Raw genomic sequence first — 14,992 nt, 5'->3', positions numbered from 1 at the left:
CTCTCCCGGGCGCGGTTGGGGTCTTCCTGTTATGTCGCTTCGACGCCTGCTGTTCTCGGTCACCGCCTTCACGATGCTGGCCGCCACTGCGGCCTATGCGGAAACCCAGGTCGCCGACCAGGTCGACGCCGTCCTGGTGCTGGCGCGCGACAAGGCGGGCCTGCTGGAAAAGCAGCCGTCCGACACGGTGTTCGGCATCGACAAGCCCCTGATCGAGACACCGCGCTCGGCCAGTCTGGTCAGCGACCTGACCCTGGAGCGCTTCGGTATCGAGACCCTGGATGGCGTCAGCGCCGTTTCACCCGGGACCCATACCGCCAGCTTTTATGGCGTGCCCGGCGCGCTCAACATTCGCGGCACCCTGGCCGAGAACTATTTCCGCGGCTTCAAGCGGGTCGAGAACCGCGGCACCTATTCCACGCCGATCGGCGGCGCGGCGCGGATCGAGGTGCTGCGCGGTCCGCCCACGCCGGTCTATGGCGCCGGCAAGGTCGGCGGGCTGGTCAATTTCATCCCCAAGTCGGCCCGCGACGAGGGGCGTTTCCTGGCCGGGCCCGAGGGTGAGGTCACCGCCACATTCGGCAGCTACAACAAGAAGCTCGTCACTGGCCAGTTCGGCGCGCCGGTCAGCTTGGGCGCGGCGCAGGGCGGCGTCTATGTCTATGGCGAGGTCGAGGACAGCCACAGCTACTACCGGGGCATCTATCCACGTCGGCAGCTGATCGAACTGTCGGCCGATTTCGACCTGGGCAACGGCTGGAGCACGGCCTTTGGCGGCATGGGCTTCCACTCGGATGGCGACGTGCAGACGCCCGGCTGGAACCGCCTGACCCAGGACCTGATCGATAATCGCACCTATATCACCGGCCGCGACACCAGCCTGGTCGACGCCGATGGCAATGGCCGCCTGACGCCCAACGAGGTCGGCTTCTATCCCTATGCCAGCGCGCTCTATATTCCGTATTACGGCTTCGCGAGCAGCGACCCGGCCCATACCCTGGATACCGGCGTCGGCACGACCAAGCTGAACCGCCACACGGTCTATATCAGCCCGGCCGACTTCTCGAAGACCACCACCGGCACGCTCTATTTCGACCTGGCCAAGGACCTGGGCGGCGACAGGACGCTGAAGCTGCAGCTGTTCCACGATCGCCAGGACAATGAGCGCTTCGTCTCCTACGGCTATCCGTCGGCCATCGACGCCAAGGTCTCGGAGGCCCGCGTCACCCTGGCTGTTCCCACGACGGTCGGCGCAGTCAGCGCCAGGACCCTGGTCGGCGCCTCGCATCGCCGGTTCGAGGGGCGGCGCCAGGAGAGCTTCAACAGCGGCCTGATCGCTCTGGATCGCCGCGACATCGCCTTCGGGTTCACGCCGACCGACACCATAGACAGCCCGTTCACCGACGAGCCCGGCGGTATCGGCCTGCGCTGGGAGAACGACAACCGATCGGACTGGAACCAGTCGGGCCTGTTCCTCACCTCCGATATTGAGGCCGGGCGTTGGAACCTGATCGTCGGCGGCCGCTATGACCACTACGAGGTCGAGAGCCAGGATACCGGCTTTCTCAGCTATACGATCGCCGGCCAGCAGTCTGACGACCGCAACAAGGCGACCTATAACGCCAGCCTGACCTACAAGGCCCCATTCGGCCTGATGCCCTACATCAGCTATGCCAAGGCTTCGGCCCTGGAGATGAGCCAGGCCGGCGATATCGCGCCGTCGCTGGTGGCCGATGGGTCATGGCTGTCGAGCTCGGATCTGACCGAGACCGGTGTGAAGTTCCAGTTGCTGAACGGCACCCTGGTCGGCTCGCTGGCCGCCTATCGCCAGAACCGCACCCAGCTGACCAACAGCTCGCCGCCGACCGTGCAGGGCACGCGCGCCAAGGGCGTCGAGCTGGAAGTCCGCTGGCTGGCCTCCGAGCAGCTCAGCTTTACCTTCGCCGGCAACAACCAGCGCACCACGATCAAGGGACCGGACGCCTCGTTCCAGTACATCCCGGCCTATACGGCGGGCGTGGCGGGACCGAGCGCCTATGGCGGCTCCTATGTGGTCTGGAGCTTTGCCGGCCTGCCGGGACGTGGCGGCGACTACGCCTATACCCTGATCCCCAAGTCGGTGGTCAGCCTGTACGGCGCCTATACCAGCAAGGGCTATGACTGGGGCCAGGCCGGCGCGACCCTGGGGGTCAGCCATGTGAGCCGAACCGCAGGTACAGTGCAGAACGCCGTCCGCTATCCCGCCTATTCGGTGGTCAACGGCTCGGCCTATGTGACGCGCGGGCCTTATACGGCCGAGCTGAATGTCGATAATCTGTTCGACAAATTCTATTTCACCCCGGACGCCGACACCTATGCCAATCTGGGCGCGCTGCCCGGCAAGGGCCGCGAATGGCGCGTGACCCTCAAGCGGACGTTCTGATTTGGCCTCAACGGATCTGCGTCGCCTCTCGCTGCTGGCGGGCTTCAGCCTGCTTCTGTTCCTGATCACCGCCTCGACCTATGGGTCGCTGGGTGTGGTTCTGCCGGCGATGATCGGTGAGCTGGGCTGGAGCTTCGAGAAGGCGTTCCTGGGCTTTTCTGTGCTGGGCGTCTTCACCGGCGCCTCGTCCTGGCTGCCGGCCATCCTGATCCGCCGGATCGGCGTGCGAGGGACCCTGCTGTTGGGCTCGGCGGTGCTGGGCGCCGGCCTGCTGGGCTTTGCGGGGTCGGAGAGCATTGCCCGCTACTATGTTGGCGCGGCCCTGTGCGGGATCGGCTTCCAGATGGCGGCCCTGATCCCCGGCACCCACGTGTTGTCGGCGCTGTATCGCAAGCGCGCCCTGCCGTTCGGGATCTATTTCACCTTCGGCTCGCTGGGCGGCGTCGCCGGCCCATGGATGGCCCTGGCGATCATGGGCGGCACCGACAATGACTGGCGACTGTACTGGTTGGTTCAGGCGGTTCTGGCCTGCGTCGTGGGCGCGGTCTGCGCAGCGATGGTCGGCGGCTCGAAGTGGCTGGCGCAGGCCGCTCATGACGTCGACGTCGAGGTGGAGCAGGAGGCCCGCGAAGCCCCCGCCGACGCCAGGATCTATCGCACCTCGCACGAGTGGACCGTAAAGGCGGCGCTGCGCACGCCGCAATTCTATGTGCTGGTCGCGGCCTATTTCACCCATCTGCTGACCGGCGTGACGGTGGCCAGCGTGTCGGTCAGCCACATCGGCGAGATCGGCGTCGCCGCCGGCATGGCCGCCGCAGCGGCGGCCGCCATCGGGGCCAAGATGCTGAGCCTGGAATCCCTGATGCAGACCCTGGCCCGGCTGGGTGGCGGCTTCATTGGCGACAGCGTCGATCCCAAATGGCTGCTGGTTGGCGCGCAGGCGATGCTGGTGGCGGGCCTGCTGGCCCTGGCCTCGGCGACCACCGTGCCGCTGATGCTGCTCTACGCCGTCGGCACGGGGGTCGGCTTTGGCCTGACCGTCCTGGCGGTGACGGTGCTGCTGCTCAACTATTATGGCCGGCGCAGCAATCTGGAGCTCTTTTCCCTGACCTGCCTGGTCGGGGCCGTCTCGGCGGCGGGGCCGTTCATCGCCGGCGCCATGCGCGACCGCCTGGGCGGTTTCGCGCCGACCTTCCAGCTGTTCGCGGCCGTGATCGCCGTCGTCTTCGTGGCCGCGCTGTTCATGCGACCGCCGGTTCCGCCCGCCGAGAAGGTCGACGTCCCCGACTGAACCGGGGAGGGATGAAGATCGGCGGTTTGCGCCCGCCGACCGCGTGCTACGAAAAGGCATGAGCGCGTCTTCTCCCCATCACAAGGATTTCGGCGTCTTCCTGCCGGTGGCCAATGGCGGCTGGATCGTCTCCGAGACGACGCCGCGCATTGACGGCCTGTATCCACAGAACCGCGCCGCGGCGGTGCTGGCCGACGAGATCGGTCTCGACTTCATCATGTCGATGGCCAAGTTCCGGGGCTTCGGCGGTGCGACCGATCACTGGGGCACAGTGCTGGAATCTGTGACCCTGATGGCGGGCCTGGCCGAGGCCACCAAACGGGTAAAGATCTGGGCGACCCTGCATCCGCTGCTACAGAACCCGGCCGTGGCGGCCAAGATGATCGCCACCCTGGACCATATCAGCGGCGGCCGCGCGGGCCTCAATATCGTCGCCGGCGCCTATCGCGAGGAATTCGCCCAGATGAGCGCCTGGGACGAGGCGCTGGATCACGACGACCGCTACGCCCTGGCCGAGGAATGGACCCATGTGGTCAAGCGGCTGTGGAGCGAGGAGCGTGTCAATCATCATGGCCGCTTCTTCAATCTCGATGATTGCCAATCTGAGCCCAAGCCCCTGTCGCAGCCTCGGCCAGACCTGATCTGCGCGGGCAGTTCGGCGCGCGGCTTTGCCTTCGCCGTGGCCGAGGCGGACGCCTGCTTCATCGGCGGGGCCACCACCGAGGATCGCCGCGACGCCAGCCGGCGCGCCAAGACGATGGCGCAGGGGCTGGGCAAGTCGATCAGAACCTACGCCATGTGCACGGTCATCCACGCCGACACCGACGAGGCCGCGCAGGGCCTGGCCCAAACCTATGCCGACGGGGTTGATCTGGACGCCGTGCGAACCATGTTGCGAAGCTGGGGCGCGCCCGCCGACAAGCTGGATGCTGCGGCCCTCAGGCAAGGAGCGTTCATGACCGAGACCGTGATCGGGTCTCCGGCGACCTGCGGCGCGAAGATCGAGGCTTTTGTCGCCGATTGCGAGCTGGACGGCCTGATGCTGATCTTCCCCGACTATGTCGCAGGCCTGACCATGTTCGGCGCCGAGATCCTGCCGGGGCTGCGGCGGCGCTTCGCATGACCCAGGTCCAGCTCCAGCCAGACTGGATCGCGCCGGGCCGTACGGCCCTGCTGGTCGTCGACATGCAGGTCGACTTCGCGGCGCCGGAAGGCGTGATCGGCCGCATGGGCGTTGATCTTTCGACCGTGGGGCCGGCCCTGGCCGGCGCTGAACGCCTGGCCGAAGCGGCGAGAGCGGCGGCCGTTCCGGTGATCTTTGTGGGCCTGTCGACCACGCCTGGAACCGACTCGCCGATGTGGCGCGAGCGGATGGCGCGCCGAGGCGGAGATCCCGATGTCGAAAGCGATCTGTGCCGGGCAGGGCAGGTCGGCTCTGATTTCTATGGCCCAAAGCCCGTCGCGGGCGAACTGATGCTCGAGAAGACCCGCTACAGCGCCTTCGCCGGCACGGGCCTTGGCGACAGGCTGCGGGCGCGGGGAATAGACACCCTGATCCTGTGCGGACTGACCACGGAGTGCTGCGTCGACTGCACAGCCAGGGACGCCTTTCATCAGGACTTCCACGTCTTCGTGCCGGCCGACGCCTGCGCCGCTTACGAGGCCGACGTGCATGAGGCGGCGCTGAAGGTCATGGGTCTGAACTTCGCCATCCTGACCGATGTCGACGCGGTGGTCGCCAGCTGGACGGCCAACCCATAGGCAAAGAAAAAGCCGCTCCGGTTTCCCGGAGCGGCTCAATCTGGTCGTCAGTGAAGTGGACGTTCTTAGAACGCGGCCTTCAGGCTGACGGCGACGCGTTCGCCATAGATGTCGCCAAACGAGTGCGCGCCGGTGTCCGAATAGCGGACGTCTGCGGTCAGGTTCGGGGTGATGGCGTAGGCCAGGCCGACGTTCCAGGTGGCGTAGTCGCCAGAGAACTCGATTTCCTGTTGGCCCAGAGCGCCGCTCAGGGTCAGCTTGTCCATCAACGGCAGAGCGGCGTTGACTTCATAGTAGAAGGCCTTGCCGGTCTCGAACGGGAATTCCGGCGAGTAGAACATCGACAGGCCGACGGTTGCCGGGCCGAGCGGACGCGAAGCGGCGGCCTTCAGTTCGAGGTAGCTGTACTGGCCAGGCGTGGCGCCCTTGTCGTCAGCGTAGGCATAGTAAACGATGCCAAAGTCCAGTGCGGTATCACCGACAGTCGGCTTCAGGCCGACATAGAGGTCAACTTCGACCGACGGGTCATCGCTGCCGAAGTCGACGTTCGAGGCCCAAACGCCCGCATAGCCAATGCCGTAGGCGGCGTCGACGCCGCCGAAGATTTGCGGATCTTCCTGGGTGTTGCTCACGCCGCGGAAGACGTAGTCGCTGGCGACGCCAACGTTGTAGGACAGCTTCAGCGAGTCTTGCGCCATGGCGGCGCCGCTGAGCGCGACGGTAGCTGCGGCCGAAGCCAGCGCGATCTTCATGATGTTCATGGTGGTCTATCCCCTTCTTTGTGTCGCCTCCCGGAGGCTGGCCCCGGGTTCGACGGCGCCTGCAAGCGCACTGTGTCGACGACTCATTAGTCGCCCACTGTCATGTAGTTGCAATCACACTGGGCAAAGCACCAGCACGAACGGCGTTATTTGATTAAAGTTTGAACTCAGTGTGACGAATTTGCTTCAGAATGAACGACCAAAGCCACGGTGCAGGGTCAAGGCTTGATTGACCTTTACCCGTGTCTTTCGCGCATCGCTGGTCCCTACCGCATGGAAAGACTCGCGCCGCCCAGATGCAGGCCGGCGTCCACCAGCAGGGTCTCTCCGGTCACGTGACGCGAGGCGGGAGAGGCGAGGAAGACCGCCGCCCCGGCCACATCCTCGGCCGTTGAGGCGACCTTGAGCGGGGTCGCGGCCGCCGCGCCGGCCCGCAGGCGATCGACGCGTTCGGCGTCCATGGCCTTGCCGAACCAGGGCGTATCGATGAAGCCGGGGCAGATCGCGTTGACGCGGATGCGCGGCGCAAGGGCCCTGGCCAGCGACAGGGTCATGGTGGTCATCGCGCCTTTCGAGGCGGCGTAGGGCACCGAAGATCCGTTGCCGACCACGCCTGCGATGGACGAGGTATTGACCACGGCGCCCGGCTGCGGCGCGGCCTCGAGCAGTGACCGGGCGGCCCGAACCATCTGGAAGGCGCCGACCACATTGACGCTGTAGAGCCGCAGGAAGTCTTCGGCGTCGACCGCGTCGAGATCGGCGTGGTTGGGTGCGAACTTGGTCATGCCGGCGTTGTTGAACAGCGCATCGATTCGGCCGCTCGCGGCGGCGGCCTCCGCAATCTTGCGGCAGTCGGCGTCCTGCGAAACGTCGCCCTGGGCCAGCACCGCCTTGGCGCCTTCGGCCTCAATGAGGCGGGCGGTTTCCTCGGCGTCCTGGGCGTTGCTGGCAAAGTTGACGACGATCAGGCCGGCGCCGCGCCGGGCAGTTTCCACCGCAATGGCCCGGCCAAGGCCCGTTGAGGCGCCGGTGACCACAACCGTGAAGCCTTCGAAATCCCGTCCCATCATGGTGTTCCTCCCGCGTTCGAACATGTGTTTGGACGTTTGTAGCGGCGGGACACCCGCTTGTCTCGGGCGCTGGACGGGCCTAAATCCCGGCGATGACAGATCTCAACGTCACCCAGCTCGGCCAGATAGTCGACGCGCCCGCCAGTCCCGAGGCCGCGGTTCTTGAACGCGTGCCCAATCCGCAGTCCGACGTGCTCTATCTGGCGCGCTTCGTGGCCCCGGAGTTCACCTCCTTATGCCCGGTCACGGCCCAGCCCGATTTCGCGCATCTGGTCATCGACTATGCGCCGGGCGACTGGCTGATCGAGAGCAAGTCGCTGAAGCTCTATCTGAGCAGCTTCCGCAACCACGGCTCGTTCCATGAGGACTGCACGGTCAAGGTGGCCCGCAAGATCGTCGAGATCGCCCAGCCGCGCTGGCTGCGTATCGGCGGCTACTGGTATCCGCGCGGCGGTATTCCGATCGACGTGTTCTGGCAGACCGGCCCGGCGCCGGAAGGTCTGTGGGTCCCGGATCAGGGCGTGGCGCCCTACCGCGGCCGGGGCTGATCTAGGCTTTCGAGAGACGGCGACGGTTCGCGCGAACCTTTCTGCGCAGGTGGCTCAGCGCGCGGGCGGCCACTGCCGGACCGGTCGTTCCCAACTGGCCGGTCATGGCCAGAATCGGCAGGGTCATGGCCGCCGTCACCTTCTCGCTGATCATGAGATCGATCTCGGTCTGGGCGGCCGCGCCGCCGGCCGCGATCTTCAGCGTGCGTAGCCCGATCACGGTGGAGGCTTCCAGGCCCATGGCCCAGGCGTCCCAGGCCAAGCCGGCCCAAGGGTCCCTGCGTCGCGCCATCATCGTCTCCGTCCTTGCTGTTTCAGGACAACGCGCGGGACGTGGCTTTGGCGCTAGCCCGGCGTCCATTCGCTGGTAATCGCCGCCACATCCGGCCGGACCCGCTCCTGGGGCTGCTCGCTCGACGTGCCCAGATACAGAAAGCCGGCGACCTGTTCGCCGTCGGCGACGCCCAGGATTTCCAGCGCGCGAGGATCATAGGAATACCAGTCGGTAATCCAGTTGGCGCCCCAGCCCATGGCGGGCGCGGCCAGCAGCATCTGCATGCACACCGCCGAGGCGCTCTGGCGCTGCTCCCATTCGGGGATTTCACCCGCGATGTAGCGCGAGATCACCGCCACGCAGACCGGCGGGCGGGTCAGCTTGCGCAGGGCGGCGTTGGCCTTGAGCGGATTGGCCTGGTCACCGGCCAGCGCCGAGATCTTTTCGGCGAAAATATCCTTGGCCGCGCCGCGCAGGATCACGAACCGCCAAGGTGACAGCTTGCCGTGATCGGGCACCCGGGCCGCCAGTCGCAGCAGGTCGATCAGTTGGGCGTCGTCAGGGCCCGGCGCGGTCAGGCTCATGGCCGAGGCCGAGCGGCGACGGGCCAGAAAGCCAAGCACCTCGGGCGAGGTCTCGATCGGCAGGATTTCGCCGAACGCCGGCGCGGGGGGAACAGAACCGGTCAAGACGATCTCCACGAAGCATTGTACTTGAGTCTAACTATGGCCGGGCCCCGGCCGCCACAAGCCGTGAGCCGCCATGACCCAGAAGCCCGACTGGCTGAAGCCGCACGGAACGCCGTGGAGCATTCGCGAGGCCAAGGTTGTCTATGACAATCCCTGGATCAAGGTGACCGAGTATCAGGCTACCGCGCCGACGGGGCGACCGGCGCTGTACGGCAAGGTCAGTTTCAAGAATCAGGCGATCGGCATTGTGCCCCTGCACGAGGACGGCACGGTGACGCTGGTCGGCCAGAACCGCTTCGCCCTGGCCAATTACAGCTGGGAACTGCCCGAAGGCGGCGCGCCCCTGGGCGAGGCCCCGCTTGACGGCGCCAAGCGCGAACTGGCCGAGGAGGTCGGACTCCAGGCGGCCGACTGGCGCCAGATCCTGACGATGGAACTGACCAATTCGGTCACCGATGAGATCGGAATCGGCTTTCTGGCCATGGATCTTTCCCCTACCGAGACCGCCCCGGACGAGACCGAGGACCTGGCGGTGGCCCGCGTGCCTTTCGCAGAGGCGCTGGACGCCGCCGTGGCCGGACACATGCCCGACGCGTTGACGGTGGCGCTGCTGCTCCGGGTCCACCATATGGCGGTCAGGGGAGAGCTTCCGAGCGATCTTGCCCGTCTCGTGCTAGGCTAGGGTCGACGGGGCGCAGACATGGCCTTGCTCTCAATGCCACTAGTGCGTTCTCAAAAAGGATGCTCTAGTGCGCCAAGGATCGCAGGGAATAAAGGAGAGCCCGGTGGCCAAGCACCTGGAAGTCGTAACCGACCAGTCGTCAGTCCCCGTGTGGGCGGCGCTGCGCAACCAGGCTGAATACGCCGCCAAGGCCGAGCCGGCCCTGGCCTCGCTGCTCAATGCCGTGATCCTCAGCCACGATAATCTGGCCGACGCCCTGACCTTCCAGCTGGCGCGCAAGCTGGGCGACCAGGAAATGCGGGCCATGACGGCGCGCGAGTTCGCCGCCGAAGCCTTTAAGTCCGACCCGGCCCTGGTCGCTGCCGCCGAGGCCGACCTGATGGCCGTGTTCGAGCGCGATCCGGCCTGCAAGGGCTATGTTCAGCCGTTCCTGTTCTTCAAGGGCTTTCTGGCCCTGCAGACCCACCGCGTGTCGCACTGGCTGTGGAGCGAGGGCCGCGAGACCCTGGCCTTCTATCTGCAGAGCCGGGCCAGCGAAGTGTTCCAGGTTGATATCAACCCCGCCGCCCGTATCGGCCAGGGCGTTTTCATCGACCACGGCACCGGCATCGTTATCGGCGAGACGGCCGTGGTCGGCGACGACGTCTCGATGTTGCACGGGGTCACCCTGGGCGGCACGGGCGCTGATCGCGGCGACCGCCACCCCAAGATCGGTCGCGGCGTGCTGCTGGGCGCCGGCGCCAAGGTGCTGGGAAACATCACGGTCGGCGACTATGCCAAGGTTGCCTCGGGTTCGGTGGTGCTCAAGCCCGTGCCGCCGCACTGCACGGCGGCCGGCGTTCCGGCCCGCATCGTCAACTGCCCGACCTGCGAAGAGCCCGCCAAGTCGATGGACCAGACCCTGTCCGAGGCCGTGTACGACTACGTGATCTGAGTGCAGCTTCGTCTCTGGAACAGCCTGCTTCTTGCGGCCCTGCTGACCGCGACCGTCCCTGCGCCGGCCCTGGCGGAAAAGCCGCGCCAGTACAGCTACACGGTGGTCGCCGCCTATCCGCATGATACGGGGGCCTTCACCCAGGGCCTGTTCTGGCGCGACGGCTATCTCTACGAGAGCACCGGACTGCAAGGCCGCTCGTCGATCCGCAAGGTGACGCTGGAAACCGGACTGCCCGAGCAGGAGCGTCTGGTCGATTCCCGCTATTTCGGCGAGGGGATCATCGACTGGAAGGACCGGCTGATCGAGCTGACCTGGAAGAACCAGATCGGCCTGATCTACGACATCGCCACCTTCGAACTGATCGGCGAGTTCTCCTATCCCGGCGAGGGCTGGGCCCTGACCCGCGATGAAACGCGGATCATCATGAGCGACGGCACCTCGGCGCTGCGGTTCCTCGACCCCGAGACGCTGAACGAGACCGGGCGCATCCAGGTCACCGACGACGGCAGGCCTGTGGATAACCTCAACGAGCTGGAGTGGGTGAAGGGCGAGGTGCTGGCCAATATCTGGCAGACCGACCGCATCGCCCGCATCGATCCCAAGACCGGCCATGTCACGGGCTGGATCGATCTCTCGGGGCTATTGAGCGCCGCCGATCAGGCCGGCGGTCGGGTCGATGTGCTGAACGGCATTGCCTATGACGCGGCGACCGATCGCCTGTTTGTGACCGGAAAGTTCTGGCCCAAGCTGTTCGAGATCAAGCTGACGCCGAGTGCTGGTTCGTCGCATTAGAAGCGACTGAGCCACCGGCCCTGGCCGAAGCGGCTTGCGACTCCGGCACGGAACGCTAGGTTCGCCTCAATACGCGCCACGGCGCCCAACAACGAAAACAGGAGCCTCCCGTGGACGCTGCATCCATCGAAAAGATCGAAAAGCACCTGAAGCGCACCTTCGGCAACCCGCATATCGCGCTGAAGGCCCGTCCCAAGCAGAAGGATTCCGCCGAGGTCGAAGTGGCCGGCGAGTTCATTGGCGTCGTCTTCCAGGACGAGGACGAAGACGGTTCGTACATGTTTGAAATGGCCATCCTGGCCGAAGACCTCGACTAGCCGGAAAGACGCCGCGCCGGGGCTTTTGCGCCGGCGCGGTGCACGACGATGATGAGCGCCCACCCCCTCGACCGGCCCGTCTGGTCGGCTTTTACAGGTCGGCAGGCCGATCTCGCGGTCTGGAACGGTCAAGCGCTGCGGGTCCATCCTGACTTTGGCCTGTTCGCCGGCGCTGCGGATAACTCACCCCAAGCGCTCGCGGACCTCGGCGCACTGGTCGCCGAGCGGGGCGATGTCGGGCTGGTTGAACTTTCCGACATGCCGCCGGTCCCCGGAACGCGAGTCGTTTCCGCCGCCGTGTGCCTGCAGATGACGGCCGAGACGGTCGCGCCGGCCTGGGATGTGGCGTTCGAGATCCTGGCCCTGGGCGATGCCGACGCCGCCGAGATGCTGGCCCTGGCCGCCTTGACCAAGCCCGGCCCGTTCTTCAGCCGCACCCATCAATTGGGATCGTTTGTCGGCGTCCGGGTGGAGGGAAAGCTGGTCGCCATGGCCGGAGAGCGGATGCGCCCGGCGGGCTACACTGAAGCCAGCGGCGTCTGCGTCCACCCTGATCATCGCGGCAAGGGCTACGCCGCGCGGCTTCTGCAGGAGGTCACCGCCAGAATCCTGGCGCGGGGCGAGAAGGCTTTCCTGCACAGCTACGCCGACAACACCACCGCCATCGGCCTTTACGAGTCGCTAGGCTATCGGGGCCGCCACGAGGTGGTCTTCACGATCCTGACGGCGGCTCAGTAGGTCAGCCGGCCCTTCATCTCGTCAAACGGGATCATGACGTGCTCGCGGTATGCGGGGCGTTGACGGAGACGCGCGTACCAAGCCTCGACATTGGGCGTGCTGCGTCGGTCGATATCCAGCGCGAAGTACCGGTAGAGGTGCGTCCCGGCGGGAATATCGGCCAATCCCATGGCTTCGCCGCTCAGGAACGGTTGGTTGGCCAGCATCTTGTCGAGCAGGCCAAAGTGGCGCGCGCAGGCGGCGAAGGCGGCCTCGACAGCAGACGGGTCACGTTGGGCTTCGGGTGTCCGATACCACCCCCAAAACACACCCGTGAGGAAGTCGCGCTGCAGAGTGGTCTGCGACCAGTCCATCCAGCCATCGGTGCGAGCACGCGCCCTAGGATCGCTCGGCCACCAGACCGCGCCGCCATGAAGGGCCGCCAGGTAGCGAAGGATGGCATGGGATTCCCAGACGACCACGCCTTTGTCCTCCAGCACGGGTACGCGGCCGTGCGGGTTTAGGTCCAGGAATACGGGATCGCCGAGACCGCCGAAGTCGCCGCCGGCGGGGATATGCTGGTGGTCGAGGTCAAGCTCGCCCACCAACCACATCACCTTCTGCACGTTGAACGAGGAGCGCCGCCCCCAGATTCGCATGCCGGCCTCGCCTCCTAGGCGTTTTCGGTCTTCGCCGCCGCCTTGCGGGCCCAGCTGTACAGCGTGAACACCACGATCGCCGCAGCGACCAGGGCCAGGATCATGCCGGTGTGCTCAGGCGGCGCGAAGGGTACGGCCAGGGGCGAGGGGTTGTTGGTTCCAACGATCAGGCCGGCCAGGGCCACATTGAACAGGCTCTCGCCGACGATGAAGCCGGACGCGACCAGAATGCCCATCCGCTTGGCTGGCTCGGCCGTGCGGTCCTTGCTGACGATCCGCTCATAAAGCCAGCCGATCACCGCGCCGACCACCACGGGGGCGGTGACCGCGCTGGGCAGATAGATGGCCAGGCCCACGCCCAGCGGCGGCAGGCTTAGGCGCTGGGCGCTCGCGCGGCGCACCAGAATGTCGACCAGCACCAGGGTGAGGCCGATGGCGGCACCAATGCCCAGCAGGTTCCAGGGCAGCACGCCGCCCATCACCCCCTTGGCCAGGGTCGAGATCAGGGTGGCCTGGGGCGCGCCGAGGTTTTCGGCGCCGGCCACGGTGCTGAGATTGGGCGCGCCGGTGAAGCCGTTGGAGCGATTGAGCAGTTCCAGCATCACCGGAATGACCATCGATCCGGCCAGCACGCCGATCACCAGGGCGACCTGCTGCTTCCACGGGGTGGCGTCGACCAGCTGGCCGGTCTTCAGGTCCTGCAGGTTGTCATTGGCGACCACGGCCACGGCCAGGACGATGGCGGTGACGAACAGGGCGAAGGCGACCAGGGCGGTGGTGACGTCCGGTCCGATCGTCGTGCGGCCGATCGCCCCGACCATCAGCGAGGCACCCAGCACGGTCAGGATGGCGATGCCCGAGACCGGGCTGTTGGACGAGCCGATCAGGCCGGCCATGTAGCCACAGACGGCGGCGGCCAGCAGACCGGCGAACACCAGAAAGGCCACGGCGGCGATGATCAGGGGCGTGGCGATGGCCGACAGCGGTCCGCCGCTGAGGAAGTGGGCCATCACCCAGCCGGCCGGGGCCAGCAGGGCGGTGGCGACGATGCCGACGATCAGGATCGGAATGTCCTGCTCGACCCGGGGGATCACGGCGCCATCGACGCGGCGGGCCTTGCCGGCCTCGAAGGCCGAAACCAGGCCCTGCCAGATCGGGACGATCAGCTTGCCCAGGGTCCAGATTGCGGCGGCGCCGATCACGCCGGCTCCCAGGAAGCGGACCTTGGTGCTCCACACGGTCAGGGCGTGGTCGGCGGCGCTGGCGCCGGGCATCGGGAAGACCTGGGTCATGATCGGCACCAGCACGGCCCAGGCGATGGCCAGGCCGGTGAACATGGCGATGCCGACGGTGATGCCCATCAGATGGCCCGCGCCCATCAGGGCCAGCGAGCTGGATGCGCCCAGGCCGGTCGCGCCGGCCCCGGCCTTGAAGTAGCCGGCGACCTCGCCGGCGAAGATCTTGGCGGCCGCCAGGGCGGCGAACAGGGCGGACGCCAGGGTGCCTGCGGCGACGGCGATCAGGCCGGCCTTGCCCTCGGCGGCGCCTTCGCGTGAGCCTGTGCCGACCTTCAGCACCTCGGCGGCGGCGACGCCCTCGGGATAGGGCAGGTTGGAATTGGTCACCAGGGCCCGGCGCAGGGGGATGGTGTACATCACGCCCAGAATGCCGCCGACCGCGCAGGCCATGAAGGTGGTGAAGAACGGCACATGCGCCCACCAGCCGATCATCAGCAGGCCGGGCAGGACGAAGATCACCGAGGCCAGGGTGCCCGCCGCCGAGGCGATGGTCTGGACGATGTTGTTTTCCTGGATCGTCGAGGTCTTGAAGGCCCGCAGCAGCGCCATCGAGATCACCGCCGCCGGGATCGAGGTCGCAAAGGTCAGGCCCACCTTCAGGCCCAGATAGACCTGGGCCGCCGTGAACACCAGGGTGATGGCGATGCCGAGCAGAACGCCTCGGATGGTGAATTCCGAGCGTGGAACAGCGGCGGCGTCGGCCATGGGGCGGTCCTGAAATCGTTAAGGCGGCCGGACCTTGCACGTCCGACCGCCCCAAACTCAAGACTGGAT

The 14,992-nt window shown here is 66.5% G+C and carries 16 protein-coding genes; 10 read left to right on the top strand and 6 right to left on the bottom strand.

Translation table 11 applies throughout. From position 1 onward, the window contains the following. The first annotated feature begins 31 nt into the window (after positions 1-31). Genes ACN2C8_RS12735 through ACN2C8_RS12720 form a run of 4 tightly spaced genes read left to right on the top strand, consistent with a single transcriptional unit; the run spans position 32 to position 5,474 of the window. Entirely contained in the window at positions 32-2,422 is a 2,391-nt protein-coding gene (locus ACN2C8_RS12735) for a TonB-dependent siderophore receptor (RefSeq protein WP_419252127.1), read from the top strand. A 1-nt stretch (position 2,423) separates the two neighbouring features. Next, complete coding sequence (locus tag ACN2C8_RS12730; RefSeq protein ID WP_419252126.1) at positions 2,424-3,713, top strand: CynX/NimT family MFS transporter; 1,290 nt, start codon at positions 2,424-2,426, stop codon at positions 3,711-3,713. A gap of 58 nt (positions 3,714-3,771) precedes the next feature. Continuing rightward, positions 3,772-4,836, top strand: a complete 1,065-nt coding sequence (locus ACN2C8_RS12725; protein ID WP_419252125.1) for an LLM class flavin-dependent oxidoreductase — start codon at positions 3,772-3,774, stop codon at positions 4,834-4,836. Continuing rightward, complete coding sequence (locus ACN2C8_RS12720; RefSeq protein WP_419252124.1) at positions 4,833-5,474, top strand: cysteine hydrolase family protein; 642 nt, start codon at positions 4,833-4,835, stop codon at positions 5,472-5,474. Before ACN2C8_RS12725 ends, ACN2C8_RS12720 begins: the two co-directional genes overlap by 4 nt. Before the next feature lie 65 nt (positions 5,475-5,539). Here ACN2C8_RS12720 and ACN2C8_RS12715 read toward each other — a convergent pair whose 3' ends face one another. Further along, complete coding sequence (locus ACN2C8_RS12715) at positions 5,540-6,235, bottom strand: TorF family putative porin (protein WP_419252123.1); 696 nt, start codon at positions 6,233-6,235, stop codon at positions 5,540-5,542. Positions 6,236-6,501: 266 nt separating this feature from the next. Beyond that, positions 6,502-7,329 carry an SDR family NAD(P)-dependent oxidoreductase gene (locus ACN2C8_RS12710; protein WP_419252122.1) on the bottom strand — a complete coding sequence of 276 codons (828 nt, stop codon included), beginning with the start codon at positions 7,327-7,329 and terminating at the stop codon, positions 6,502-6,504. Positions 7,330-7,397: 68 nt separating this feature from the next. Between ACN2C8_RS12710 and queF the strand changes: the two genes are divergently transcribed. Continuing rightward, entirely contained in the window at positions 7,398-7,853 is a 456-nt protein-coding gene (gene queF, locus ACN2C8_RS12705) for a preQ(1) synthase (RefSeq protein ID WP_419252121.1), read from the top strand. 1 nt (position 7,854) lies between these two features. Here queF and ACN2C8_RS12700 read toward each other — a convergent pair whose 3' ends face one another. After that, positions 7,855-8,145, bottom strand: coding sequence for a hypothetical protein (locus tag ACN2C8_RS12700; protein ID WP_419252120.1), 291 nt, complete (start codon positions 8,143-8,145; stop codon positions 7,855-7,857). A gap of 53 nt (positions 8,146-8,198) precedes the next feature. Further along, entirely contained in the window at positions 8,199-8,816 is a 618-nt protein-coding gene (locus ACN2C8_RS12695; protein ID WP_419252119.1) for a nitroreductase family protein, read from the bottom strand. Positions 8,817-8,889: 73 nt separating this feature from the next. On the opposite strand from ACN2C8_RS12695, the gene ACN2C8_RS12690 reads away from it, so the two are divergent. The 5 genes from ACN2C8_RS12690 (at position 8,890) to ACN2C8_RS12670 (ending at position 12,282) form a co-directional block, all read left to right on the top strand. Next, a complete protein-coding gene (locus ACN2C8_RS12690) occupies positions 8,890-9,498 on the top strand; it encodes an NUDIX domain-containing protein (protein ID WP_419252118.1) in 609 nt (202 codons plus the stop codon). Between the two features lie 103 nt (positions 9,499-9,601). Further along, positions 9,602-10,432: a serine O-acetyltransferase gene (gene cysE, locus ACN2C8_RS12685; protein ID WP_419252117.1), complete on the top strand. Its 831-nt coding sequence runs from the start codon at positions 9,602-9,604 to the stop codon at positions 10,430-10,432. Continuing rightward, positions 10,433-11,227 carry a glutaminyl-peptide cyclotransferase gene (locus tag ACN2C8_RS12680; protein WP_419252116.1) on the top strand — a complete coding sequence of 265 codons (795 nt, stop codon included), beginning with the start codon at positions 10,433-10,435 and terminating at the stop codon, positions 11,225-11,227. It begins immediately after the preceding gene. A 110-nt stretch (positions 11,228-11,337) separates the two neighbouring features. After that, positions 11,338-11,544: a DUF3126 family protein gene (locus ACN2C8_RS12675; RefSeq protein WP_419252115.1), complete on the top strand. Its 207-nt coding sequence runs from the start codon at positions 11,338-11,340 to the stop codon at positions 11,542-11,544. Between the two features lie 51 nt (positions 11,545-11,595). Beyond that, complete coding sequence (locus tag ACN2C8_RS12670) at positions 11,596-12,282, top strand: GNAT family N-acetyltransferase (RefSeq protein ID WP_419252114.1); 687 nt, start codon at positions 11,596-11,598, stop codon at positions 12,280-12,282. Here the strand turns inward: ACN2C8_RS12670 and ACN2C8_RS12665 are convergent. Together ACN2C8_RS12665 and ACN2C8_RS12660 are read right to left on the bottom strand one after the other, a co-directional pair. Further along, positions 12,276-12,920 (bottom strand): glutathione S-transferase family protein, encoded by a 645-nt coding sequence (locus ACN2C8_RS12665; protein WP_419252113.1) that lies wholly within the window; start codon positions 12,918-12,920, stop codon positions 12,276-12,278. The genes ACN2C8_RS12670 and ACN2C8_RS12665 overlap by 7 nt on opposite strands. A 14-nt stretch (positions 12,921-12,934) precedes the next feature. Then, positions 12,935-14,923 (bottom strand): OPT family oligopeptide transporter, encoded by a 1,989-nt coding sequence (locus tag ACN2C8_RS12660; RefSeq protein ID WP_419252112.1) that lies wholly within the window; start codon positions 14,921-14,923, stop codon positions 12,935-12,937. Positions 14,924-14,992: the final 69 nt, after the last annotated feature.

Origin of the sequence: Caulobacter sp. ErkDOM-C (assembly GCF_048541825.1) — a bacterium.
Classification (GTDB): Bacteria; Pseudomonadota; Alphaproteobacteria; order Caulobacterales; family Caulobacteraceae; genus Caulobacter.
The sequence above is the reverse complement of the archived record's forward strand: the minus strand, read 5'-3'. Positions and strand labels throughout refer to the sequence as shown.